Source organism: Pseudoponticoccus marisrubri (assembly GCF_001482405.1).
Lineage (GTDB): Bacteria > Pseudomonadota > Alphaproteobacteria > Rhodobacterales > Rhodobacteraceae > Pseudoponticoccus > Pseudoponticoccus marisrubri.
On the sequence record NZ_LPXO01000006.1, the window covers coordinates 1 to 23706 of the forward strand.

The 23706-nt window shown below is 68.1% G+C and carries 21 protein-coding genes; 15 read left to right on the forward strand and 6 right to left on the reverse strand.

Translation table 11 applies throughout. The annotated features are described in order from the left end of the window. Positions 1-123 precede the first annotated feature (123 nt). From msrQ to AVJ23_RS11110, 3 genes are all read right to left on the reverse strand, one after another. The gene (gene msrQ / locus AVJ23_RS11100; RefSeq protein ID WP_058862270.1) at positions 124-738 is read right to left on the reverse strand and encodes a protein-methionine-sulfoxide reductase heme-binding subunit MsrQ; all 615 of its coding nucleotides are present in this window, start codon (positions 736-738) and stop codon (positions 124-126) included. A 12-nt stretch (positions 739-750) separates the two neighbouring features. Next, positions 751-1686 (reverse strand): protein-methionine-sulfoxide reductase catalytic subunit MsrP, encoded by a 936-nt coding sequence (gene msrP / locus AVJ23_RS11105; RefSeq protein ID WP_058862271.1) that lies wholly within the window; start codon positions 1684-1686, stop codon positions 751-753. Positions 1687-1791: 105 nt separating this feature from the next. Next, positions 1792-3300 carry an FMN-binding glutamate synthase family protein gene (locus AVJ23_RS11110; RefSeq protein ID WP_058862272.1) on the reverse strand — a complete coding sequence of 503 codons (1509 nt, stop codon included), beginning with the start codon at positions 3298-3300 and terminating at the stop codon, positions 1792-1794. A 120-nt stretch (positions 3301-3420) separates the two neighbouring features. Between AVJ23_RS11110 and AVJ23_RS11115 the strand changes: the two genes are divergently transcribed. The 6 genes from AVJ23_RS11115 to AVJ23_RS11140 all read left to right on the forward strand — a co-directional run bounded on the left by AVJ23_RS11115 (position 3421) and on the right by AVJ23_RS11140 (position 12636). Next, positions 3421-3864 carry a DUF302 domain-containing protein gene (locus AVJ23_RS11115; protein WP_058862273.1) on the forward strand — a complete coding sequence of 148 codons (444 nt, stop codon included), beginning with the start codon at positions 3421-3423 and terminating at the stop codon, positions 3862-3864. Positions 3865-4045: 181 nt separating this feature from the next. After that, positions 4046-4525: a fasciclin domain-containing protein gene (locus tag AVJ23_RS11120; protein ID WP_058862274.1), complete on the forward strand. Its 480-nt coding sequence runs from the start codon at positions 4046-4048 to the stop codon at positions 4523-4525. Positions 4526-4766: 241 nt separating this feature from the next. Beyond that, a complete protein-coding gene (locus tag AVJ23_RS11125; RefSeq protein ID WP_058862275.1) occupies positions 4767-6179 on the forward strand; it encodes a calcium-binding protein in 1413 nt (470 codons plus the stop codon). Between the two features lie 263 nt (positions 6180-6442). Further along, positions 6443-8146 (forward strand): calcium-binding protein, encoded by a 1704-nt coding sequence (locus AVJ23_RS11130; protein WP_058862276.1) that lies wholly within the window; start codon positions 6443-6445, stop codon positions 8144-8146. Positions 8147-8379: 233 nt separating this feature from the next. Beyond that, the gene (locus AVJ23_RS11135) at positions 8380-9504 is read left to right on the forward strand and encodes an efflux RND transporter periplasmic adaptor subunit (RefSeq protein WP_058862277.1); all 1125 of its coding nucleotides are present in this window, start codon (positions 8380-8382) and stop codon (positions 9502-9504) included. A gap of 3 nt (positions 9505-9507) precedes the next feature. Beyond that, the gene (locus tag AVJ23_RS11140; protein WP_058862278.1) at positions 9508-12636 is read left to right on the forward strand and encodes an efflux RND transporter permease subunit; all 3129 of its coding nucleotides are present in this window, start codon (positions 9508-9510) and stop codon (positions 12634-12636) included. 75 nt (positions 12637-12711) lie between these two features. Here the strand turns inward: AVJ23_RS11140 and clpB are convergent, their stop codons facing one another. Then, positions 12712-15327: an ATP-dependent chaperone ClpB gene (gene clpB / locus AVJ23_RS11145; protein WP_058862279.1), complete on the reverse strand. Its 2616-nt coding sequence runs from the start codon at positions 15325-15327 to the stop codon at positions 12712-12714. Here clpB and AVJ23_RS11150 point away from each other — a divergent pair. The 4 genes from AVJ23_RS11150 to AVJ23_RS11165 all read left to right on the forward strand — a co-directional run bounded on the left by AVJ23_RS11150 (position 15287) and on the right by AVJ23_RS11165 (position 17391). Next, positions 15287-15820 (forward strand): hypothetical protein, encoded by a 534-nt coding sequence (locus AVJ23_RS11150; RefSeq protein WP_157772663.1) that lies wholly within the window; start codon positions 15287-15289, stop codon positions 15818-15820. The two genes, clpB and AVJ23_RS11150, sit on opposite strands and share 41 nt — an antisense overlap. Before the next feature lie 36 nt (positions 15821-15856). Beyond that, positions 15857-16213 carry a hypothetical protein gene (locus AVJ23_RS22825; protein ID WP_058862281.1) on the forward strand — a complete coding sequence of 119 codons (357 nt, stop codon included), beginning with the start codon at positions 15857-15859 and terminating at the stop codon, positions 16211-16213. A gap of 59 nt (positions 16214-16272) precedes the next feature. After that, positions 16273-16995, forward strand: coding sequence for an orotidine-5'-phosphate decarboxylase (gene pyrF / locus AVJ23_RS22830; protein WP_058862282.1), 723 nt, complete (start codon positions 16273-16275; stop codon positions 16993-16995). Between the two features lie 150 nt (positions 16996-17145). Beyond that, the gene (locus tag AVJ23_RS11165) at positions 17146-17391 is read left to right on the forward strand and encodes a hypothetical protein (RefSeq protein ID WP_157772664.1); all 246 of its coding nucleotides are present in this window, start codon (positions 17146-17148) and stop codon (positions 17389-17391) included. 15 nt (positions 17392-17406) lie between these two features. Here the strand turns inward: AVJ23_RS11165 and AVJ23_RS11170 are convergent, their stop codons facing one another. Next, a complete protein-coding gene (locus tag AVJ23_RS11170) occupies positions 17407-19032 on the reverse strand; it encodes an AMP-binding protein (protein ID WP_058862283.1) in 1626 nt (541 codons plus the stop codon). 81 nt (positions 19033-19113) lie between these two features. Further along, complete coding sequence (locus AVJ23_RS11175) at positions 19114-20091, reverse strand: D-2-hydroxyacid dehydrogenase family protein (RefSeq protein ID WP_058862284.1); 978 nt, start codon at positions 20089-20091, stop codon at positions 19114-19116. Between the two features lie 29 nt (positions 20092-20120). Between AVJ23_RS11175 and AVJ23_RS22835 the strand changes: the two genes are divergently transcribed. The 5 genes from AVJ23_RS22835 (at position 20121) to AVJ23_RS11190 (ending at position 23703) form a co-directional block, all read left to right on the forward strand. Then, the gene (locus AVJ23_RS22835) at positions 20121-20489 is read left to right on the forward strand and encodes a hypothetical protein (RefSeq protein ID WP_157772665.1); all 369 of its coding nucleotides are present in this window, start codon (positions 20121-20123) and stop codon (positions 20487-20489) included. 5 nt (positions 20490-20494) lie between these two features. Continuing rightward, entirely contained in the window at positions 20495-20662 is a 168-nt protein-coding gene (gene hemP, locus AVJ23_RS22255) for a hemin uptake protein HemP (RefSeq protein WP_084794509.1), read from the forward strand. Positions 20663-20760: 98 nt separating this feature from the next. Continuing rightward, entirely contained in the window at positions 20761-21807 is a 1047-nt protein-coding gene (locus tag AVJ23_RS11180; protein WP_058862285.1) for a pyridoxal-phosphate dependent enzyme, read from the forward strand. Continuing rightward, positions 21800-22966, forward strand: a complete 1167-nt coding sequence (locus AVJ23_RS11185; RefSeq protein ID WP_058862286.1) for a M24 family metallopeptidase — start codon at positions 21800-21802, stop codon at positions 22964-22966. The genes AVJ23_RS11180 and AVJ23_RS11185 overlap by 8 nt, the downstream gene beginning before the upstream one ends. Next, positions 22963-23703, forward strand: a complete 741-nt coding sequence (locus AVJ23_RS11190) for a maleate cis-trans isomerase family protein (protein WP_058862287.1) — start codon at positions 22963-22965, stop codon at positions 23701-23703. The genes AVJ23_RS11185 and AVJ23_RS11190 overlap by 4 nt, the downstream gene beginning before the upstream one ends. Positions 23704-23706: the final 3 nt, after the last annotated feature.

The following is a 23706-nucleotide window of genomic DNA, read 5'->3' on the forward strand; positions in this document are numbered from 1 at the left end:
CCCCAAAACCCACGCCAGACCACCCCTCAAACCCACCATTCCCCGACTCGCCCGAACTTATCCACAAACTCACCCACAGACTCACACCAAAAACCCCGACAAGACAGGCGAGCCAACCGGGACTCAGGCCCGGACAAACCGGCCAAACAGACGACCAAAACGAAGGCGAAGGGACAGCAGGCCCAGAATCGCGGCCAGGTACAGCAAGGGCTCCAGCTGGAAGCCCTTTGACAGCATGAGGTAATGCACGCCCCCCAGCAGCACCGCGCCATAGGTCAGCTTGTGCAATTGCCGCCAGCGCGGCCCCAGCCGGCGCACCGCCCAGTTGTTCGAGGTCAGCGCCAGCGGAATCAGGAGACCGAAACCGGCCATGCCGATGGTGATGTAGGGGCGCTTGAGAATGTCGGCCCAGATCTGCGCCGCGATCTGCACGTCCAGCACCAGCCAGACCAGCAGGTGCAGCGTGACATAGAAGAAGGCCATCAGCCCGATGGCTCGCCGGAACCGCAGCAGGTTCACCCCGAGATGTCGGCGCAGCGGCGTGATGCAGAGTCCCGCGATCAGCAATTGCAGGGCCATCTCCCCCAGCAGATGTTCCAGCGTGCGCACGGGCTCTACCCCCAACGCTCCCGTCATGCCCTGCCAGACATAATAGGGGGCCGGCAGGAAGAGCAGCAGGTAGAGGATCCATGTGGGCACGCGGCGCGCCGCGCCGTTCAGCCGGTCGGTCAGGGTCATGACGTCAGCCGCTCAGAAGTTTTCACGCAGATCCATGCCCTCGTAAAGGCTGGCCACCTCGTCCTCGTAGCCGTTGAACATCAGCGTGGGCTGACGCTCCACCTGCAACCGGCCGAGGAGGCCGCCACCGCCCGAACCGATCACCCGCTCGGTCGCCTGGCTCCAGCGCGGATGGTCCACGTTCGGGTTCACGTTGGAATAGAAGCCGTACTCGCTGGGCTGGCTCTTGTTCCACGAGGTGGGCGGCTGTTCATCGGTCAGGGTGATGCGCACCACCGACTTGATCGACTTGAAGCCGTATTTCCACGGCACCACCAGCCGCAGCGGCGCGCCGTTCTGGTTGGGAATGTCGCGCCCGTAGATGCCGGTGGCCATGATGGTCAGCGGGTGGCGCGCCTCGTCCAGCCGCAGCCCCTCGACATAGGGCCAGTCCAGCACGGGGAAGCGCACGCCCGGCATTTCCTCGGGGCGGTAGGCGGTCTCGAAGGCGACATAGCGCGCCTCGGGCTTGACGCCGGCAAGGTCCAGCAGGTCGGCCAGTTCGAACCCGTTCCACGGCACCACCATCGACCAGGCCTCGACGCAGCGCAGGCGGTAGATGCGCTCCTCGACACTCATCTGGCTCATGATGTCGGCAAAGGCGTAATCGCCGGGCTTGTCGACCATGCCGTCGATCGTCACGGACCACGGCTCGGTCGTCAGCATGTGCGCGTTGCGCTTGGGATCGTCCTTGCGCGTGCCGAACTCGTAGAAATTGTTGTAGGAGGTGATGTCCTCCCAGCTGTTGGGCTCCAGCGCATCCTGCGCCTGCGCGCGGCCGGGAAGCCCGGCGATCCCCAGCCCCGCGGCCCCGATGCCGAGGCCCGCCAGCACCCGGCGGCGGTTCAGAAAGACCGCTTCGGGCGTGGCGTCGGCGCGGGTCAGGTCGTTCTTCCAGCGATAGGCCATGGGATGCTCCTCTTGTCCGGCGTTGACGGAAAGATAAGCGGGCGGCGCGGCGCCTCAAACAAAAGCCTTCTCACGTTGGCGTGGCGGGGCTGAAACAGTTGCCGCCTACTCGGCCGCAGCCTCGGGCGGCGGGGCCAGCTTCACCGACGGGTAGAGCTCGTTCATCTGGACCGAGCTGCCATCGTCGCGCACCAGCCGCACATGGCGCCGCCGCATCAGCCGCGGCTCGGCCACGCCGACGGAATGGGCGATGGTCTCGACCTCGTTGATGATCGAGCGCGCGTAATTGGCGACACGGATGTATTTCTCGTCCGGCACCAGCCCGCGCTGCAGGTGGCGGTCATGGGTGGTCACGCCCGAGGGGCAGGTGTTGCGGTCGCATTTCAGCGCCTGGATGCAGCCCAGGGCGAACATGAAGCCGCGCGCCGAGACGACGAAATCCGCGCCTGCGCAGATCGCCCAGGCCGCGTCCGAGGGGTTCACCAGCTTGGCCGAGGCGATCATGCGGATGCGGTCATGCATGCCGAAGCGGTCGCGCAGGTCGACCATGCGCACCAGCGCCTCGCGCAGGGGCATGCCGACAAGGTCAATCAGCGGCATGGGCGCCGCGCCGGTGCCGCCCTCGCCCCCGTCGATGGTGATGAAGTCGGGCGCGCTTTCGACCCCGCGTTCCTGGATGAGCTCGAAGAAGGCGATCCACGGATCGGAGGAGCCGAGGCAGGTCTTGATGCCCACCGGCTTGCCCGTCACGTCCCGCACGTGGTTGATCAGGTCCAGCAGGTCGCCGAAATCGTCGACCTCGCGGTGGCGGTTGGGCGAGATGCCGTCCTCGCCGGGTTTGAGCCCGCGGATCGCCGCGATCTCGGGCGTGATCTTGGCGGCGGGCAGGATGCCGCCCTTGCCCGGCTTGGCGCCCTGGCTCAGCTTGATCTCGAACATCTTCACCTGTGGATGCGCCGCGACCTCGCGCAGCTTCTCGTCACACAGGTTGCCGGCTGCGTCGCGCACGCCGAACTTGGCAGTGCCGATCTGGTAGACGATGTCGCAGCCGCCCTCGAGGTGATAGGGCGACAGCCCCCCTTCCCCGGTATTCATCCAGATCCCCGCCTCCTTGGCACCACGCGACAGCGCCTGCACCGCGGGTTTCGAGATGGCGCCGTAGGACATGCCCGAGATGTTGAAGATCGACCGCGCGGAAAAGGGGTCGCGCGCATGCGGCCCGATCACCATCGGCTCGGTCGAGGCGTACTGGTCGTCCAGCGGCGGAAAGACCGCGTTCATGAAGATCGGCGTGCCCGGCACGTTCAGGTTCCGGGTCGAGCCGAAGGCCACCGTGTTGCCCTTGCCTTTGGTGGCGCGCGCCACCCAGTTGCGCTGGGCCCGGTTGAACGGCATCTCCTCGCGGTCCATGGCAAAGAAATACTGGCGAAAGAACTCGCCCAGCTCGGTGAACAGGTGGCGGAACCGCCCAATCACCGGGTAGTTGCGCCGGATCGCGTCCGAGGTCTGCGACTTGTCGATGAAGTAGAACGCGATGACCAGCGCTGTCGCGACGCCGATCAGAAAGACGAACAAGAGCGCAAGGTATTGCAGCGCCGCCATTGCATATTCCATATGCCACCCCCCGAATGTGTTGATTTGCCTCAAGGGCAAACCGGCTGTCTTCGCCTACTGTGCCATCATGACGGACCGATGGCAGCCCCCTTGCACGGTCCTCGCGAAGGGAGAGAGGACATGAGACATCCATTGGCCGCCGCCGCGCTGTGCCTTGCCGCGACCGCGGCGAGCGCGGGCGACGTCATCACCTATGACACGGACCAGAGCTTTGACGACGTGATCTTCGGGCTGGAAAGCGCGATCCTCGACGAGGGACTGGTGATCGACAGCGTCAGCCATACCGGCGCCATGCTGGAGCGCACCCGCGCCGATCTCGGCTCGGAGGTGGTGCTGTTCGAGGCGGCCGACATCTACAGCTTCTGTTCGGCCAAGATCTCGCGCGCGGTGATGGAGGCCGACCCGATGAACATCCGGTTCTGCCCCTATGACATCTTCGTCTTCGTCCGCCCTGACACGCCGGACACCACGACGATCGGCTTCCAGGCCTTTCCCGAGGGCCCGATGAAGCAGGTCGAGGCGCTTCTGGACGGAATTGCACGGGCCGCGATCGGCCTGGATTGACGCCGCGGCGCATTTTTCTATCACGAAGTTTTCATTCGAAAAATCCGGGGCGCCGCGCTTAGCGGCGCCCCGGTCCGCGTCAAGCCCGTCTCACGCGGATTCGATGCTGATCCATATCCTCCGAGGGCCCGTAACCCTCGCAACGTTTCAATCGTGAAACGTGTGAAATGGAGGACTATTGATGCTTCGCAGAACCTACCTCGCCCTGACCGCCGCAACGTTCCTCGCGACCCCGGCCCTGGCCGGTGGCCACTCGATGGACATCGTCGACACGGCCGCGAACGCAGGTACGTTCGAGACGCTGCTCGCCGCGGCCACCGCGGCCGGCCTCGTGGACACGCTCAAGAGCGAAGGCCCCTTCACCGTCTTCGCCCCGACCGATGAAGCCTTTGCCGCACTGCCCGAGGGCACCGTCGACACGCTGCTGATGCCCGAGAACAAGGACCAGCTGACCGCCGTGCTGACCTATCACGTGGTCCCGGGCAAGGTGATGTCGTCCGACCTGTCGAACAACATGATGGCGACCACCGTGCAGGGCAGCGACGTGACCATCATGACCGAAGGCGGTGTGACCGTCGACGGTGCGAACGTCGTGCAGGCCGATATCGAGGCCTCGAACGGCGTGATTCACGTGATCGACGGCGTGATCCTGCCGGAATAACGGCAACAATTTCTGACGGAGGCGGGCATTGTCCCGCCTTCGCTTCTAATGAGACGGCGCATTGCGGCAATTCCGACCGGATCAGCCCGCTTTGCGCCGTTTTCTTTGCACATTTCCCACCCGCGGCGTAGTCTTTCATTAACCAACAAAAGACCAAGACGAGGCGGTGATACGGGCGGACGGCCTTTCGGCAATCTGGGTGTTGGGGCGACACCACGAGGATTGAACGAAGGACTCTGCCATGCCGATGCAATTCGGAACTTCCGGGGATGACAGCCTGTACGGCACGCTGACCCGGGACATCATTTCCCTGCTCGGGGGCAATGACTATTATATGGGCGACAACGGCGCCGACTATATCGAGGGCGGCGAAGGAAACGACACGCTGCTGGGCGGCAACGGCAGCGACGAGATATTCGGGAACGGCGGCGACGACGAGCTGATCGGGGCCTGTGGCCATGACAGCCTTTATGGCGGTACCGGGAACGATCTGCTGGACGGTGGCAACGCCGATGACATGCTATTTGGCGGCACCGGCAATGACACGCTCTTCGGCGGCAACAACAATGATTATCTTTATGGCGGCAACGACAACGACCGCCTGAATGGTGGACAGGACAGCGACACACTGGTCGGAAGCACCGGCGACGACACTCTGATCGGCGGCAAGGGCGACGATCTCCAGACCGGCGGGTCGGGAGCGGATGTTTTCGTCATCGATGGCTGGCAAACGGGAAACGACACGATCACCGATTTCGAGGTCGGCACCGATACCATCGACCTGACCACGATCGGGATATGGGACATTGCCAATTTGCAGATCGATGACATAGGCGGGTCGGCACGAATCGCCCTCGGCAATGGCAACACCCTGATATTGGACGACGTCGCGCCCAATGCGCTCTCGAACAGCGACTTTGAGCTGGTTGCGGCACCCGATCCGCTCGACGCGACCGGAGGAGGCGACCGTCTGCACGGAACAGGCGGCGCAGACTTGGTCGAAGCCAAGAGCGGCAGCGATCGCGTCTGGGGCTATGGCGGCGATGACAATATCGCGGGCGGCACCGGGCGGGACACACTTCGTGGGGGGTCGGGGGACGATACCATTTCCGGCGGATCGGGACAGGACAAGATCTACGGCGAGGACGGTAACGACCGCCTTGCGGGGAACGCGGACAACGACCTGATCTTCGGAGGGGCCGGCGATGACGACATCGATGGCGGCAACAAGAACGACCGTCTCTACGGCGAAGACGGCAATGACACGATGTTCGGTGACAATGGCAACGACAAGATCTGCGGCGGCAACGGCGCAGACGAGATGAGCGGCGGCGGCGGCAAGGACACGATGCAGGGGGGAAACGGCGCAGACACAATCGACGGCGGGGGCAATACCGACATCCTGACCGGCGGCGCGGATGCCGACCTGTTCGTCTTTGCCAGCCGCTCCAACCACGACACCATCACCGATTTCACCGATGGCGAGGACCTGATCGACCTGTCGGGCTATGCGTCCGAGGGGATCACCGGGTTCGGCGATCTGACCGTGACCCAGGTGGGCGCGGATGCGGTCGTCGCGCTGGCGGGCGACAACAGCATCACGCTGCAGAACGTCTCGGCCGCGGATATCGACGCGTCCGACTTCCTGTTCTGACGCTGCCCCAATCCGTCGTTAACCATTATGGCACAACGGCCCGCCCCGCAGGCGGGCCGTTTCCTTTGCAGAAACCACCGCCTTGCCATGGCCGCAAACGACCGGGGCCGCGCCCGCCCAAGCCAGAATCTTTCGCAGTATTAACCATTTCCGACCCCCGCCGCGCCATGCCGCGCCGCTAACGCTGGGTCAGGACGGGTACGTTCCGCTGTCCCTCAGGGGCCGCCCGCCGGATACGCAACCTAACGAGCGAAAGCGACCACATGGCAATCATCAACGAAACGAGCGACTCGAATATCAACGCATGGGCGACAGGCTCCTTCAGCATCGGCTTCGATGACACTTTCACCGGCACGATCGGGGGGCTGGACACGCAGGACGGCATCAACCTGCCCGTGCTGGAAGGCGGCAAGACCTACACGATCACGGCAACGGTCGACGACATCTCGGGCTTCCACGCGCTGGTCGTGGTCAACCCGATGAACTTCCACTCTTTCGGGTATCACCTGACCGATGGCGTGCCGCACACCCAGGGCCAGCAGATGCACTACACCGGATTCCTGCAGCTCGAGGATATCCGCGTCGACGGCAACACGATCGAGATGGATTTCACGCCGACCAACACGCAGTGGTTCTCGCTGGCGATCCAGGGGGACGCGCTCCAGCCCAACGAATCCTACTCGATCCAGATCGCCGAGGCCGATCCCTACCAGGTCACCGAAGAGGCCGATGACGTGACCGGCCTGCCCACCGCGGATGACGTGAACCTGCTGGGCGGCGATGACACGATGGTCGCGAATGGCGGCGATGACAGCGTCTTCGGCCAGGCCGGCAATGACGAGATCACCGGCGGGGACGGCAACGACCAGCTGAACGGCGGCGCAGATGACGACCTGCTCTCGGGCGACGCGGGCAATGACACGGTGCTGGGCGGCCAGGGCGACGACTCGCTCTCGGGCGGGGCCGACAATGACAGCGTGAATGGCGGCGACGGGGCCGACACGCTCGAAGGTGGCGATGGCGACGACATGCTGGTCGGCGGCAAGGATGGCGACGTGGTGGATGCCGGCGCAGGCGCTGACACGCTCGAGGGCGGTCTTGGCAATGACACGATGACCGGCGGCAGCGGCGCGGACCTGTTCGTCATCGTGCCCGGCGCCGGGCAGGACCTGATCACCGATTTCCAAAGCGGCACCGACCAGATCGACGTCACCCGGCTAGGCATTTCCTCGCTGTCCGAGATGACGATCACCGATGACGGTACCGACACGGTGGTGGATTTCGGCGGCGGCAACACACTGAAACTGGCCAACACGCTGGCGGCCGATCTGGACGCCGCGGATTTCGGCATGGTGGCCGACCCGATCACCGGCACCGCGGGCAATGACAAGCTGACCGGCACCGGTTCCGACGACGTGATCTCTGCCGGGGACGGGCGCGACAAGGTCGCGGGCGGCGCCGGCAACGACGCGCTCGACGGCGGCGATGACAAGGACACGCTGACCGGCGGCGCGGGCGACGACACGATCCTCGGCGGCCAGGGCAATGACAAGATCAACGGGGATGCGGGCGCCGACAGCCTCGATGGCGGGCACCGCAACGACGTGATCTCGGGCGGCGACGGCGATGACGTGCTGCTGGGCGGCAACGGCAATGACAAGCTCTTTGGCGATGCCGGCGCCGACACGATCGAGGGCGGGCGCGGCCGCGACCTGCTGACCGGCGGCTCAGAGGCCGACAGCTTCGTCTTCGGCACCAAGGCCGGCGACGACACGATCACCGATTTCGAGGATGGCGTGGACGTGATCGACCTGACCGGTCTTGCAGGGGCGGGCATCACCGGCTTCGGCGACCTGACGGTCACGCAGGTCGGCGCGAACGTGGTCATCGACCTCGACGCCAACAATGACCTGACGCTGCTGAACATGTCGGCGGGGGATCTCGACGCCTCGGACTTCCTCTTCTGAGCAACCGACGGCCGATCCGACTGGTGCGCACAGGCCCCCGCGGGAGACCGCGGGGGCCTTGGCATTGACCCGGCCCGGCCAAAACCAAGGCCACGCACAAACCGGCGGCAGGCGACACGATCTCGCGATAAGGGGAACGGGGCGCGCTTCCGATGCATTGCCAGATGCGGTAGCCCGTGCCTGCGGGCGCGCCATCGGGCCCCGCGCGGGTCGACAGTGCAAGGATCAGGACCATGAGCGAGACCACCGAACGGCTGTCCTTCGACACGGACAAGGGCGCATCGCGCTCGACTTGGATCGCCGCCGCGCTGGTGCTGGCCATCACGGCCTGGATGGGCAGCGGCTTCATCCTGCCCTCGGAGGAGGCGCAGACCCCGGGCGAGGGTGGCAACGGCGCCGCACCGGTGGCGGTCACCGTCACGCCCTCGCAGGCCGAGCCGGTGACACTCTGGTTCCAGGCCGAGGGGCAGGCCCTGCCCGACCGCGACACCTCGATCCGGGCCGAGGCCTCGGGCGACGTGGCCGAGGTGCTGGTCTCCAAGGGCGCAGACGTGACCGGTGGCGCGGTGATCGCGCGGCTCTCCGCCCGGCGGGCCGAGGCCGACCTGACCCGCGCGCGCGAAGAGCTGGCCCGGGCGCAGCGCGAGTTCGACAACGCCTCCGAACTGCTCGACCGCGGCGTGGCCACGGCCGACCGCGTCAGCCAGGCCCGCGCCACGCTGGCCGCCGCCGAGGCTTCGGTCGCCGCGGCCGAGGACGCGATCGAATCGCTCGAGGTCACCGCGCCCTTTGCCGGCCGGATCGAGACGCTGACGCTGGATCCCGGCGAATTCGTGCAGGCCGGCGCCGAGGTCGGGCGCATCGTCGACAACCGCCCGCTGACCGTCGCCATCCAGGTGCCGCAGCAGGCGCTGGGGCGGCTGCGGAACGGGCAGACGGCGCGGGTGAGCTTCATCACCGGCGAAGAGCGCGAGGGCACGGTCAGTTTCGTCGGCACCTCGGCCAGCGCCGAGACCCGCACCTTCCTGGCCGAGATCGACGTGCCCAATTCCGACGGCGCCATCCCCGCCGGCATCTCGGCCGAGATCCGCATTCCCACCGGCGAGGCCGAAGCGCATTTCGTCCAGCCCTCGACCGTCTCGCTCAGCCCCGAGGGGCGGCTGGGCATCAAGGCCGTGGATGACGCGGACATGGTCACCTTTCACCCGATCGAGATCGTGCGCGCCGAGATCGGCGGGCTCTGGGTCACCGGGCTGCCCGACATGGCGCGGATCATCACCGTGGGCCAGGGCTTCGTGAACGAGGGCGAGACGGTCGACCCGTCGCAGGCGCCCGACCGCGCCGGCCAGGGGGGCTGAGCCATGAACACGCTGATCGACGCCGCCTTCTCGCGCATGCGCGTGGTCCTGATGGCGCTGCTGACCATCCTGGGCGTCGGCGCCTATGCCTATGTCTCGATCCCGAAAGAGGCCAATCCCGAGGTGCCGCTGCCTTTGGTCTATGTCTCGACCGGGCTGGAGGGGATCAGCCCGGTGGATGCCGAACGGCTGCTGATCGAGCCGATGGAGGCCGAGTTTGCCGCCATCACCGGGCTGGAGAAGATCGAGAGCCACGCCTCGGAGGGCTTTGCCAGCGTGCAGCTGGAATTCACGCCCGGCGGCGATATCGACGAGGCGCTGGACAAGGTGCGCGAGGCCGCCGACCGGGTCGAGGGCGACCTGCCCGAGGATGCCTATGACCTGACCATCACCGAGATCAACACCGCGCTCTTCCCGATCATCACCGCCATCATCTCTGGCCCCGTGCCCGAGCGCACGCTGAACGATCTTGCCGACGAGGCGCAGGAGACCATCGAGGGGCTGGCCGGCGTGCTCGAGGTCGATATCGGCGGCGCGCGCGACGAGTTCCTCGAGGTGCTGATCGACCCCACGGTCTTCCAGACCTACAATCTCAGCTTCGACGAGCTGATCGGCCAGCTGCAGCGCAACAACCGGCTGATCGCGGCCGGCGCGATCGAGACCGGCGGCGGGCGCATCGTGCTGAAGGTGCCCGGGCTGATCGAGGACCTGCAGGACGTGATGGAGATCCCGGTCAAGGTGCGTGGCGACGCGGTGGTCACCTTCGAGGACGTGGCCACGATCCGCCGCACCTTCGACGACCCCACGGGCTTTGCCCGGATCGACGGCCAGCCGGCGCTGGCGCTCGAGGTCAAGAAACGCTCGGGCGCGAACATCATCGACACGGTCGCCGCCACCAAATCCGCGCTGGCGGAAATGCGTGCCGAATGGCCCGACAGCGTGCAGATCACCTACCTGCAGGACCAGTCCGAGCAGGTCGAGACGCTGCTGTCCGATCTCGAGGCGAACGTGATCGCCGCCGTGATCCTCGTGATGATCGTGGTGGTCTTCGCGCTGGGGCTGCGCTCGGCCATCCTGGTCGGTCTGGCGATTCCCGGTGCCTTCCTCGCCGGGGTCACCGCGCTCTGGGCGATGGGCTACACGATGAACATCGTGGTGCTGTTCTCGCTGATCCTCGTGGTGGGGATGCTGGTAGACGGCGCCATCGTCACGACCGAGCTGGCCGACCGCCGCCTGCAGGAGGGCGCCGGCCCCCGCGCCGCCTATGCCGCCGCGGCCAAGCGCATGGCCTGGCCGATCATCGCCTCGACCGCCACCACGCTCAGCGTTTTCTTCCCGCTGCTGTTCTGGACCGGGATGGTGGGCGAGTTCATGAAGTTCCTGCCGATCACCGTGATCCTGACGCTCTTTGCCTCGCTCTTCATGGCGCTGGTCTTCATCCCCGTCCTCGGCGGGCTGATCGGCACGCGCCAGCCTCAGACCGCCGCCGCCAAGCGCGCGCTGCACGATGCCGAACAGGGCGATCCGCGCCGCATCGGCGGGCTGACCGGGCGCTACGTGCGGCTGCTGCAATGGGCGATCCTGCGCCCCGGCGCCACCGTCCTGCTGGCACTGGCGCTGCTGCTGGGGGGCTTTGGCCTCTATGGCCAGTTCGGCAAGGGGCTGAGCTTCTTCCCCTCGGTCGAGCCGGAATTCATGCAGGTGCAGGTCCGCGCGCGCGACAATTTCTCGATCTACGAACGCGACCGGCTGGTGCGCCGGGTGGAGCAGCGCCTGCTGGACTATCCCGAGATCGCCACCGTCTATGCCCGCTCGACCATGAGCGCGGGACAGGGCGACGAGGAGACCATCGGCACGCTGCAGCTGGAGCTGACCGACTGGGACACGCGCCGCCCCGCCGCCGAGATCGGCGCCGAGATCCGCGCCGACGTGGCCGACATCGCCGGCATCGACGTGCAGGTCCAGACCGAAAGCGGCGGGCCCACCAGCGGCAAGCCCGTCAACCTGCAACTGGCCGCGCGCAACCCCGCGGTGCAGGCCGACGCGGTCGAGCAGGTGCTGGCGCTGATGGAACGGATCGGCGGTTTCACCGACGTGACCGACACCCGCCCGCTGCCGGGGGTCGAGGTCTCGATCCTCGTGGACCGCGCCGAGGCCGCGCGCTACGGCGCCGATGTCAGCCTGCTGGGCCAGGCGGTGCAGCTGCTGACCCAGGGCATCGCGGTGGCCGATTACCGCCCCGGCGACGCCGATGGCGAGCTGGACATCCGCGTGCGCTTCCCGGCCGAGGACCGCTCGCTGGCCGAGCTGAGCAGCCTGCGGGTGCCGACCACCTCCGGTCTCGTGCCGATCTCGAACTTCGTCACCTTCGCGCCCTCGGAGCGCACTGGCACGATCACCCGCATCGACGAGAGCCGCGTGGTCACGATCGAGGCCAATGTCGCCCCCGGCCTGCTGGTCAATGACCAGATCACCGCGCTGCAATCCGCGCTGGACGAGGCCGATCTGCCCGAGGGCGTCAGCTACAGCTTTGCCGGCGAGGCCGAGGACCAGGCCGAGACCATGGCCTTCCTGATCGGCGCCTTCGTCGCCGCGATCCTGCTGATGCTGGTGATCCTCGTTCTGCAGTTCAACTCGTTCTACCAGGCCTTCGTGGTGATGAGCGCCATCGTCTTCTCCGTGGCCGGCGTGCTCTTGGGGCTGATCGTGACGGGCCGGCCCTTCGGCGTGGTCATGGGCGGCATCGGGGTGATCGCGCTGGCGGGGATCGTGGTGAACAACAACATCGTTCTGATCGACACGTTCAACGACCTGCGCCGCGGCGGTATGCCTGCCCGCGAGGCCGCCCTGCGCACCGGCGCACAACGCCTGCGGCCGGTGGTGCTGACCTCGGTCACCACGGCGCTGGGGCTGATGCCCATGGTGCTGGGCGCCAACCTGAACTTCTTCACGCGCGAGATCGTCTTCGGCGCGCCCTCGACCCAGTACTGGACCGAACTGTCCAGCGCCATCGTCGGCGGGCTCGTCGTGGCGACGCTGCTGACGCTGGTCCTGACCCCGGCCATGCTGATGCTGGGCGAACGCCTGCCCCGGCGGGCGCGCCGGGACGAGACCGCCGAGGCGCCGGCCTGACAGGAATGACAACCGCGACGGGACAATGAAAAAGGCCCGCCGGGTTCGGCGGGCCTTTCGCGTGTCGGGCGGGGGTCAGTGCACCACAGCATCGTCCGGCTTGGGCCGGTTGGTGGCGCCGACCCGGTCGCCGATGATCAGGCCATCGGCGCCGGCGCTGACCACCACCGTGTCGTCGTCGGTGACGTCCCCAGCCAGCATCATCTCGGCCAGCGGGTTCTGCAGCGCGTTCTGGATCACGCGCTTCAGCGGGCGGGCCCCGAAGACCGGGTCATAGCCCTCGTTGGCCAGCCAGTGCCGCGCATCGGCGTCCAGCTCCAGCCGGATCTTGCGCGCCGCCAGCCGCTTGAGCAGCCGCGCCATCTGGATGTCGACGATGCCGTCCATGTCGCCGCGCTTGAGCCGGTCGAAGATGATCGTCTCGTCCAGCCGGTTCAGGAACTCGGGCCGGAAATGCGCCCGCACCGCGTCCATCACGTCGCGCCGTGCCTGGCTGCTGTCCGCCCCCTCGGGCAGTTGCGACAGCGCCTGCGAGCCGAGGTTAGAGGTCAGCACGATCAGCGTTTGCTTGAAATCGACCGTGCGCCCCTGGCCATCGGTCAGCACCCCGTCATCGAGCACCTGCAACAGCACGTTGAACACGTCCGGATGCGCCTTTTCGACCTCGTCGAACAGCACGACCTGGTAGGGCCGGCGCCGCACCGCCTCGGTCAGGACACCGCCCTCGTCATAGCCGACATAGCCCGGGGGCGCCCCGATCAGCCGCGCGACCGAGTGCTTCTCCATGAATTCCGACATGTCGATGCGCACCATGGCGGCATCGTCGTCGAACAGGAACTCGGCCACGGCCTTGGTCAGCTCGGTCTTGCCGACACCGGTCGGGCCGAGGAAGAGAAACGAGCCCAGCGGCCGGTTCTCGTCGTTCAGCCCGGCACGCGCACGACGCACCGCGTTGGCCACCGCCTTGACGGCCTGGTCCTGGCCGACCACGCGGCGATGCAGGTCATCCTCCATCCGCAGCAGCTTCTCGCGCTCGCCCTCCAGCATCTTGGAGGTCGGAATACCGGTCCAGCGCTCGACCACATGGGCGATCTGTTCCGGGCGGACGGCCTCTTCGACCATCAGCTCGTCATCCGCCTCTTCAGCCGCGGCCAGCTGCTTTTCCAGCCCCGGGATGATGCCGTAGGACAGCTCGCCCGCGCGGGCGAGATTGCCCTCGCGCTTGGCATGGTCCAGCTCCACCCGGGCGCGGTCCAGCTGCTCCTTCAGCTCGCGGGCCGAAGCCAGCTTGTCACGCTCCGCTTGCCATTGCGCGGTCATCTGCGAGGATTGCTCCTGCAGGTCGGCAAGGTCCTTCTCCAGCTTGGCGAGCCGGTCCTTCGAGGCCTGGTCATCCTCCAGCCGCAGCGCCTCGACCTCGATCTGCTTCTGCAGGATGTCGCGGTCCAGCGCGTCCAGCTCCTCGGGCTTGCTGTCCACCTCCATGCGCAGGCGGCTGGCCGCCTCGTCCATCAGGTCGATCGCCTTGTCCGGCAGGAACCGGTCGGTGATGTAGCGGTGCGACAGCGTCGCCGCCGAGACCAGCGCCGAGTCCGAGATCCGCACGCCGTGGTGCAGCTCGTATTTCTCCTTGATCCCACGCAGGATGCTGATCGTGTCCTCGACCGTCGGCTCCTCGACCATGACCGGCTGAAAGCGCCGCGCCAGCGCCGCGTCCTTCTCGACATGCTTGCGGTATTCGTCCAGCGTGGTCGCACCGACGCAGTGCAGCTCGCCCCGGGCCAGCGCCGGTTTCAGCAGGTTCGAGGCGTCCATCGCCCCGTCCGCCTTGCCCGCGCCCACCAGCGTGTGCATCTCGTCGATGAACAGGATGATCTCGCCGGCCGCGGCCTCGATCTCCTTCAGGATGGCCTTCAGCCGCTCCTCGAACTCGCCGCGATATTTGGCGCCGGCAATCAGCGCGCCCATGTCGAGCGCCATCAGCCGCTTGTTGCGCAGGCTTTCCGGCACGTCGCCATCGACGATGCGCAGCGCCAGCCCCTCGGCGATGGCCGTCTTGCCGACGCCGGGTTCGCCGATCAGCACCGGGTTGTTCTTGGTCCGGCGCGACAGCACCTGCATGGCGCGGCGGATCTCCTCGTCACGGCCGATGATCGGGTCGATCTTGCCCTGCTCGGCGCGCTCGGTCAGGTCCAGCGCGTATTTCTTCAGCGCGTCATAACCCTCCTCGGCATTCGCCGTGTCGGCGGTGCGGCCCTTGCGGATGTCGTTGATCGCCTCGTTCAGCGCCTGCGGCGTGACGCGACCGGCCTCCAGAGCCTCTTTCGCGGGGCTCTTGACCATGGCCAGCGCCATCAGCATGCGCTCGACCGGGACAAAGCTGTCCCCCGCCTTGGTGGCGATCTTCTCGGCCTCGTCCAGTACCTTGCCGGTGGCCGAATCCAGGTAGACCTGCCCGGCATCGCCCGAGACCTTGGGGATCTTGGCCAGCTTGGTGTCCAGCACCTGCACGACGCGCGCAGCATCGGCGCCGGCCGCCCCGATCAGGTTCGAGGCCAGCCCCTGGTCGTCGTCCATCAACGCCTTGAGCAGGTGTTCGGGGGCCAGTTTCTGGTGGCTCTCGCGCATCGCGATGGTCTGGGCCGCCTGAATGAAGCCGCGCGACCGTTCGGTGAACTTCTCCAAGTTCATCACTTTCTCCTTCCGTTCAAGCGCCCCGCTGTCCTGTCCGCGCCTGCTGGTGCAGCACGCGACGCCTCGGGGCCTCGCGATCAAGATGGCGGCGCGCCCGGCCCGGTTCAAGACCCGGGCGTTGCAAATTCGCAACATGCATCTCCATCGAATCTTAAGCCCCGGCTGCAAGGGTCCGGCGCGGATGGAGGGCCAGGCCATGTATGTCAGGAAGATCGAGATCGCGGGGTTCGAGGGCGGGGCGCGCGCCGGGGCGGTCACGCTGGTCGCGGGACGGCTGCGGGTGCAAATCCCGCTGACGCTACCGCGCCAGGTCGAGATCGTCGAGACACGCCACCGCCTCATGGTGCTGGCCCAGGCCCTGCGCCAGGCCCGGCGGGTGCCAGATCTCGGCGGCGGGGGTCGGCTGCGCTTTGCCCCGGGCGTTCTGCCGGCCGAGCTGCGCAAGCCCCCGCCGCGCCGGGCACCCCCTGTCACGTCGGCGCGTCCATGACTGGGCGCCCGGACCGTTGGCGCCTATCCTGCCCGCATGACCCCGCTCTACCGACTGCTCACCGTCACCGGACACGCGCCGTTCGGGCCGCCCGGGACACTGGCGCTGTTTCCCGACTTCCCCGAACGGCTGTGGCCGAGGCATGGCCATGGCGGCCGGGCCTTTCCTTGCGTTCTGGTCCGGCCGGACGGCGCACGGCAGGACGCGCGGTTCCGCCTGCACGGGATGGAGTTCATGATCGGCCCGGGGCAGGACGTGGACCTTGGCGCGCGGCTCTTCGTGGCGCTGCAAGGGCAAGGCGCGGCGGACGCCCCGCTCGGCACGCATCTGTTGAGTCCGGACGAGGACTGCGCCCTGCGCCTTGCGCCGTCGCTGGAGCCGTGGCGCGGCTGAGCTTGCGTGCGCGGGGCGGACGTCCTAAGCAGCCACAACCGCGCAAGAGGAGCCCGCCCATGTCCGATGACCGCCTGATCGTCGCCCTCGATGTTCCCGATGTGCTCAGCGGGCTGGACCTTGTCGGACGGCTGGGGGACGAGGTGTCGTTCTACAAGATCGGGCTGGGCATGCTGACCGGCGGCGGGCTGGCGCTGGCAAACGAGCTCAAGGGCGAATACGGCAAGCGCATCTTCCTCGACATGAAGCTGTTCGACATCGGCGCCACGGTCGAGGCCGCGGTGCGCGGGCTGGCCCAGTTCGATCTCGACTTCCTGACCGTGCATGGCGATCCGCACGTGGTGCGCGCGGCCAAGCAGGGCGCGGCGGGCAGCGATGTCAAGATTCTCGCGGTGACCATCCTGACCTCGCTGGACCGCGACGACCTCGACGCCGCGATGATCGAGGCGGGCGACATTCCCGACCTGGTCGCGACCCGCGCCGGCCGCGCCTTCGAGGCCGGCGCCGACGGCGTGATCGCCTCGCCCAACGAGGCGGCGCTGATCCGCGCCCTGCCCGAGGCGGAGGGCCGGCTGATCGTCACCCCCGGCGTGCGCCCGGTGGGCGCCGAGACCGGCGACCAGAAACGCATCGCGACCCCGGCGCAGGCGATCCGTGACGGCGCCGACCACGTCGTCGTGGGCCGCCCGATCCACCGTGCCGCCGATCCGCGCGCCGCGGCACAGGGCATCCTTGCCGAACTGGCCTCGCCGCAGGCGCGCCAGGCCAACCGGACCGCGTGACCGCGCCGGGCCTTGGGCGGAAATGCGCGCAAGGTCGGGTTTTTCCCCGTCGACAGATCGCGCCTGCCTCTCGACACTGCGGAACTCTGACACCATCTGGCAGTTATCCACAGGATGACCCAAGTGGACCGCTCTTCAGGAGGCATGAGCATGGCGCACAACACGCCGCAGATCGGAACGATCACCTACAACGCCGCCGAGGCCTGCTTCGAGGCCCTCGTCACCCTGCACACCGCCACCGGGCTGCAGCGTATCGCCGCCAGCTGCGACGCACCGCTGACCGCCAGCGAGGACCGGATCGAGAACGCGCTCTGGGCCGATGCGCTGGCACGGGCCGACGACCCCGCGGTGCTGCGCTCGCAAATCGAGACCGTGGAGCTGCCGCAGGCGGCCTGACCACCGCACGCGGGCCTAGAGCGTCTTCGCCAGCCCGCGCAGCTCGAATTTCTGGATCTTGCCCGTCGAGGTCTTGGGCAATTCCCGGAACACCACGGTCTTGGGAGTCTTGAACCCGGCCAGCCGCTCACGCGCATAGGCGATCAGCTCCGCCTCGGTCGCGTCATGACCGTCCTTCAGCTCGACGAAGGCGCAGGGCACCTCACCCCACTTCTCGTCCGGCTTGGCCACCACGGCGCAAAGCAGCACCGCGTCATGGCCCATCAGGCAGCTTTCGACCTCGACCGACGAGATGTTCTCGCCGCCCGAGATGATGATGTCCTTGGCCCGGTCGGCGATCTGCACGTAGCCGTCGGGATGGTGCACGGCGATGTCGCCGGAATGGAAATAACCGCCGGCAAAGGCCTCCTGCGTGGCCTTGGGGTTCTTGAAATACCCTTTCATCACGCCGTTGCCGCGGAACATGATCTCGCCCTTGGCCTCGCCGTCGCGCGGAATGTCGGCCAGCGCCTCGTCCGTGACGCGCACTTCTTCCATGAAGGGCATGGCCACGCCCTGCCGCGCCTTGATCGCGGCGCGGTCGGCGCCCTGCAGCGGCTCCCATTCGGCCTTCCACGTGCATTCCGTGGCAGGCCCGTAGACTTCGGTCAGCCCGTAGACCTGCGTGACGTTGAAGCCCATCGGCTCGATCTTGGCCAGGGTCGCCGGCGCGGGCGGCGCGCCGGCGGTGAAGACCTCGACCACGTGATCGAAGTTGCGGCGCTGCTCGGCCGGCGCGTTGACCAGCATGTTCAGCACGATGGGCGCTCCGCCGAAATGGGTCACCCCCTCGTCGGCAATGGCGTCGAAGATGGCCGGCGCGGTGATGTCGCGGCAGCAGACCACGGTCCCGCCCAGCGCCGGCATCATCCAGGTGTGGCACCAGCCGTTGCAGTGGAACAGCGGCACGATGGTCAGGTAGACCGGGTTCAGCGTCATCCGCCAGCTGAGCACCTGCCCCATGGCGTTCAGGTAGGCGCCGCGATGGTGATAGACCACGCCCTTGGGCCGCCCCGTCGTGCCCGAGGTATAGTTGAGCGCAAGGCTCTCCCACTCATCCTGCGGCATGTGCCAGACAAACTCCGGATCGCCGCCAGCCAGGAAATCCTCGTATTGCGGATAGTCCGAATGGCGATGCACGCCGGCAAAATCGTCGGGCACCTCGATCACCTGCGGCGCCGCGGACTCCATCCGCTCGATCGCCTCGGCCAGAGTGGGCAGGAACTGCGTGTCGCAGAGCACCAGCCTGGCCTCGCCGTGATCGAGGATATAGGCCACCGTGTCGGGATCCAGCCGCGTGTTGATCGCGTTCAGCACCGCGCCGCAGGCCGGCACGCCGAAATGCGCCTCGGCCTGGGCGGGGATGTTGGGCAGGATCGTCGCCACCACGTCGCCCGGGGCCACGCCCGCGCCCGCCAGCGCCGAGGCCAGCCGCGTGACCCGCTCGACATATTCGGCATAGCTCTTGCGATGTGGCCCGTAAAGCACCGCCGGGTGGTCGGGCCAGATCTGCACCGCGCGTTTCAGGAAGGACAGCGGCGTCAGCGGCGTGTAATTCGCCTCGGTCCTGTCCAGACCGGTTTCATCCCTCAACCATCCCATCTCGCGCGCTCCCCTGCCCGGCACATCCCGAGGATAATGGACAAGCCGGGCCCTCGTGAAAAGGGGGGCCGTGCCGCGCGCTCACCCCTTGCGCAGCAGCTCGGGGTTGATGACGTGGATCGGCGCGCCCGCGGCATAGGCCGCCACTTCCTCGAAGATGTCCGAGAACTGGTTATCGAACTCGTCCTCGGTGACAAAGCCGATATGCGGGGTGCAGATCAGGTTGGGATGCGACAACAGCGGGTCAGACGGGTCGGTCTGCGGCTCGGTGTCGAACACGTCCACCGCCGCCATACCCGGGCGCCCGGCCTCCAGCGCCGCCAGCAGCGCGCCGGGTTGCACCAGCCCCGCGCGCGAGGTGTTCACGAAGACCGCCCCGGGCGCCATCCGGCCCAGGTCCTCGGCCGTGACGATGCCGCGCGTCTCGGGCGTCAGCCGCACGTGGATCGAGACGATGTCGCTGCGGGCGAAGAAATCGGCGCGGCTCTCGGCCACGCTCTCGCCCTCGGCCTGCGCACGCACCCGCCCGGCCTCGGAGCCCCACCATATCACGTCCATCCCGAAGGCGCGGGCATAGCCGGCCACAGCCCGCGCGATGCGCCCGACCCCGTAGAGCCCCAGCACCCGGCCGCGCAGCGTCTTGCCGACACCCATCTGCCACTGCCCCGCCTTGGCCGAGGCCATCTGCTGCGGGATCTGCCGCATCGCCGCCAGCATCAGCGCAAAGGTCAGCTCGGCCGCGGCGTAATTCGCCCCGTCCTGCGGCTTTTTCGAACAGAACAGCACCTCGTGATCGGTGCAGGCGGCCACGTCCACATGCGGATAGGCGCCCCGCTGGGCGATCAATTGCAGCTTCGGCAGGCGCTCCAGCAGGCTGCGGGTGATCGCCGTGCGCTCACGGAAGAGCACCAGCGCCTCGGCCTCGGCCAGCCGCGCGGCCAGCGTGTCCTCATCCGGCGCGGCATCGGTCCAGACGGTCACGTCATGCCCGTCGAGCAACCGGAAACAGGGCAGCCCCCGCAACGTGTCGAACCAGTCGTCGAGAATATGAACCTTCATGCGCGCCCCCTCACCCGGGCCCAGCGCCCATGGTCACCAAACCACCCCGCGCCGACGGCATCAAGGTGGTGGCCCGTTCTTCATCGTGCACCGTAGGGGGCGCGCAGGACCATGATGCCAAGCCACAGGCTGGTTTTAACTTGACTGTTTCAATCAGCATTGGAATAGTTGATGGAAATGATCGGAAACAGTCCCACGCCACCCGAGAGGCAGCCGGCGACGCAGTTGCAGACGAGGCCCGCATGCGCGACAGACCCGACCTTTTCGCACCTGAACAGGCGTATCGCCAAGGGGAGCAAGCCTGCTGGCGCGATGCGCTCAAGCAGGCGGTGGACCTGGTGGCGCCGCCCGACTTTCCGCTCGAATCGCTGATCGACCGTATCGAGGCGCGGCCATGAGCCATATGGACCGCACCCCGCCCGAGGCGCAGCGCCGCGACCCCGTGGACCGGCTGCCCGTGCATGATGCTCGCGCGCTTGTCGGGGGCGAGGGGCTGGCCCGGATCATCCTCGACGATGCGGTCTACACGCTGCGCATCACCCATGCAGGCAAGCTGATCCTGACCAAGTGACAGCGCGCACGGGGAATGTCCTCTCCCGCACGCGCCGCGCCTGACCGGTGTCGCCACGGGCGGCCGGCTGCGCTAGGGTGCCGAAAAGAGAGGACATCATGGCGCACTGGCTCAAGAACCCCCATCGCGGCACGCCGATCCCCGGGCTGGAGCCGCTGCCCTCCACCGACGCGCAGGCGGTGGCCGACAGCCTCGCCGCCTGCCCGGCCCACGCCCCCACGCCACTGACAGAGGCCCCCGGGATTGCGGCCGCGGCCGGGGTCGCCTCGGTCCATGTCAAGGACGAGCGGGGGCGCATGGGGCTGGGCAGTTTCAAGGCGCTCGGCGCCGCCTATGTCATCGCGCATGCGGCGCAGGAGGCGGCCCCCGCGGGGCCGGACGGCACCACGCTGGCCGGGCACACCTATGTCACGGCCAGCGCGGGCAATCACGGCATGTCGGTCGCGGCCGGGGCGGGGATCTTCGGTGCGCGGGCGGTGATCTACCTGTCCGAGACCGTGCCCGAGAGCTTTGCCGCCCGGCTGCGGGACAAGGGGGCAGAGGTCGTGCGCGAGGGCGCCACCTACGAGGACAGCATGGCCGCCGCCGAGCGCGCCGCCGAAGACAAGGGCTGGACCCTGCTCTCGGACAGTTCATGGCCCGGCTATACAGACCTGCCGCACCGGTTGATGGAAGGCTACCTGCAGCTTGCCGCCGAGGCCGCCGAACAGATCGGCACGCCGCCCACCCATGTCCTGCTGCAGGCCGGGGTGGGCGGGCTGGCCGCTGCGGTGGCCGCCCATGCGCGGCAGGTCTGGGGCGACGCGCCCACCATCCTCGTGGTGGAACCCGAGGCTGCGCCCGCGCTGATGGAAAGCCTGCGCGCGGGCCGGGTCTGCGACACGGCGGGGCCGGTCTCGACCATGGGGCGGCTGGATTGCAAGACGCCCTCGATGATCGCGCTGGCCGGGCTGTCACGGGATGCGGACCTGGCCGTCACGGTGACGGATGACGCGGTCGCCGCCGCCCTGCCGGCCCTCGCAAGGGACGGGTTCGAAACCACGCCCTCGGGCGGGGCGGGGCTGGCGGCGCTGCTGGACGGGCTTCCCGGTCTCGATGCCGACAGCCGCGTGCTGGCCTTCGTGACCGAGATGCCCGATGGCTGACTGGGCCCCGCCCCTGCCGCCGGCCGCGTTCGAGGCGCGCGCCGCCGCATTGCAGGCGCGCATGGGCCATGACGGGATCGACGCGCTGCTGCTGACCACGCCGGCGGATGTCTTCTATGTCACGGGCTTCCTGACCCGGTTCTGGGAAAGCCCGGCGCGCCCGTGGTTCGTCCTCCTGCCCGCTTCGGGCGGCCCGGTCGCGGTGATCCCGGCCATCGGCGCGCCGCTGATGCGGCGCTGCCACGCGGAGGTGATCCGCACATGGCCCAGCCCGGACCCGGAGGATGACGGGGTGAGCCTGTTGACCGAGACCCTGGCCGGGCTGGTGTCTGAGGGCGGCCGGATCGGCCTGCCCATGGGGCTCGAGACGCATCTGCGCGCCCCGCTCGGCACCTATCACGCGGTGCGGGACGCGCTGGCGCCGCGCCGCTTCGTCGATGCGACGGCCACGGTCCAGCGGGTGCGCGAGATCAAGTCCGAACCTGAGGTCGCCCTGATCCGCGAGGCCTGCGCCATTGCCGGGCGGGCCATCGACCGCGTGCCCGACATTGCCGGGCCCGGCACGCCACTCGATGCCGTCTTCCGCGCCTTCCAGTCGGCCCTGCTGGAGGAAGGCGCCGAATGGGTGTCCTACGTGGCGGGCGGCGCGGGGCCGGAGGGCTACGCAGACGTGATCTCGCCCGCCGATGCGCGCCCCTTGGCCCCGGGCGACGTGCTGATGCTGGACACCGGCGCCGTGCGGCAGGGCTATTTCTGCGATTTCGACCGCAACTGGTCGGTCGGCCCGCCCTCGGACGCGGTGCGCCGGGCGCAGGACGCGCTATATGCCGCGACCGAGGCCGCGCTGGACCAGCTGCGCCCCGGCATGACCGCGCGCGACGCGCATGCGATCCTGTCCGAGACCACGCGCGCCCATGGCGCCACGCCCTGCGAGGGGCGGCTGGGCCACGGGCTGGGCATCACCCTGACCGAGTGGCCCTCCTTCACGCCGCGCGACGACACGCCCCTGCGCGAGAACATGGTGCTGACGCTGGAGCCCTCGGCCGAGACCGTGCCCGGCCGCATCCTCTGCCACGAGGAAAACATCGTGCTGCGCGCGGACGGGCCGGAGCTGCTGTCGCCGCGCGCCCCCGCGACGCTGCCGGAACTGGGGACATGAGCCGGCCCTATACGCTCGTCTCGGTGCCGCAGCCCGTGACGCTGGGCTTGATCGTGCTGCAGGTCGACGAGACGGTCGAGCAGGACATGCGCCACCTGTTCCCGCCGGGCGAGGTGGCGCTGCATGTCACGCGCATCCCCTCGGGCGCGGACCTGACGCCCGAGACCATCGCCGACATGGCGGCCGCCCTGCCCGCCGCGGCGGCGCTGCTGCCGGCGGCCGCCTCTTTCGACGCGATCGCCTATGCCTGCACCTCGGGCACGCGGCTGAGCGGCGCGGCGCGGGTGGGCGAGTTGATCCGCAGCGCCTGCGGCACGCGCGCGGTCACCAACCCGATGACCGGCACGCTGGCCGCGCTGGCGGCGCTGGAGGTGCGCCGAGTCGCCGTCGTCTCGCCCTATATCGCGGCGGTGGCGCAGCCGATCTGCGACGGGCTGGCCGAGGCCGGCCATCTCGTGACCCACGCCATCAGCTTTGGCGAACAGGTCGAGGCGCGGGTGGCGCGGATCGCCCCCGCCTCGATCCTCGAGGCGGTGCTGGAGGCCGGACAGGCACCGGGGACCGAGGCGGTCTTCGTCTCCTGCACCAACCTGCGCGCGCTGGAGATCGTGGCCGAGGCCGAGGCCGCGCTGGGCCTGCCGGTGGTCACCAGCAACCTTGCATTGGGCTGGCACATGGCGCGGCTGTCGGGGCGGCGGCTGCCCGAGGGCGCGCCGGGACGGCTGGCCCGGCTCTGAGGC

Bases quoted from the DNA above. Each gene is read 5' to 3' on its own strand.
- msrQ (WP_058862270.1), bottom strand. From the start codon at position 738: ATGACCCTGACCGACCGGCTGAACGGCGCGGCGCGCCGCGTGCCCACA.
- msrP (WP_058862271.1), bottom strand. From the start codon at position 1,686: ATGGCCTATCGCTGGAAGAACGACCTGACCCGCGCCGACGCCACGCCC.
- AVJ23_RS11110 (WP_058862272.1), bottom strand. From the start codon at position 3,300: ATGGAATATGCAATGGCGGCGCTGCAATACCTTGCGCTCTTGTTCGTC.
- AVJ23_RS11115 (WP_058862273.1), top strand. From the start codon at position 3,421: ATGAGACATCCATTGGCCGCCGCCGCGCTGTGCCTTGCCGCGACCGCG.
- AVJ23_RS11120 (WP_058862274.1), top strand. From the start codon at position 4,046: ATGCTTCGCAGAACCTACCTCGCCCTGACCGCCGCAACGTTCCTCGCG.
- AVJ23_RS11125 (WP_058862275.1), top strand. From the start codon at position 4,767: ATGCCGATGCAATTCGGAACTTCCGGGGATGACAGCCTGTACGGCACG.
- AVJ23_RS11130 (WP_058862276.1), top strand. From the start codon at position 6,443: ATGGCAATCATCAACGAAACGAGCGACTCGAATATCAACGCATGGGCG.
- AVJ23_RS11135 (WP_058862277.1), top strand. From the start codon at position 8,380: ATGAGCGAGACCACCGAACGGCTGTCCTTCGACACGGACAAGGGCGCA.
- AVJ23_RS11140 (WP_058862278.1), top strand. From the start codon at position 9,508: ATGAACACGCTGATCGACGCCGCCTTCTCGCGCATGCGCGTGGTCCTG.
- AVJ23_RS11150 (WP_157772663.1), top strand. From the start codon at position 15,287: ATGAAGCCGCGCGACCGTTCGGTGAACTTCTCCAAGTTCATCACTTTC.
- clpB (WP_058862279.1), bottom strand. From the start codon at position 15,327: ATGAACTTGGAGAAGTTCACCGAACGGTCGCGCGGCTTCATTCAGGCG.
- AVJ23_RS22825 (WP_058862281.1), top strand. From the start codon at position 15,857: ATGACCCCGCTCTACCGACTGCTCACCGTCACCGGACACGCGCCGTTC.
- pyrF (WP_058862282.1), top strand. From the start codon at position 16,273: ATGTCCGATGACCGCCTGATCGTCGCCCTCGATGTTCCCGATGTGCTC.
- AVJ23_RS11165 (WP_157772664.1), top strand. From the start codon at position 17,146: ATGGCGCACAACACGCCGCAGATCGGAACGATCACCTACAACGCCGCC.
- AVJ23_RS11170 (WP_058862283.1), bottom strand. From the start codon at position 19,032: ATGGGATGGTTGAGGGATGAAACCGGTCTGGACAGGACCGAGGCGAAT.
- AVJ23_RS11175 (WP_058862284.1), bottom strand. From the start codon at position 20,091: ATGAAGGTTCATATTCTCGACGACTGGTTCGACACGTTGCGGGGGCTG.
- AVJ23_RS22835 (WP_157772665.1), top strand. From the start codon at position 20,121: ATGGTCACCAAACCACCCCGCGCCGACGGCATCAAGGTGGTGGCCCGT.
- hemP (WP_084794509.1), top strand. From the start codon at position 20,495: ATGGACCGCACCCCGCCCGAGGCGCAGCGCCGCGACCCCGTGGACCGG.
- AVJ23_RS11180 (WP_058862285.1), top strand. From the start codon at position 20,761: ATGGCGCACTGGCTCAAGAACCCCCATCGCGGCACGCCGATCCCCGGG.
- AVJ23_RS11185 (WP_058862286.1), top strand. From the start codon at position 21,800: ATGGCTGACTGGGCCCCGCCCCTGCCGCCGGCCGCGTTCGAGGCGCGC.
- AVJ23_RS11190 (WP_058862287.1), top strand. From the start codon at position 22,963: ATGAGCCGGCCCTATACGCTCGTCTCGGTGCCGCAGCCCGTGACGCTG.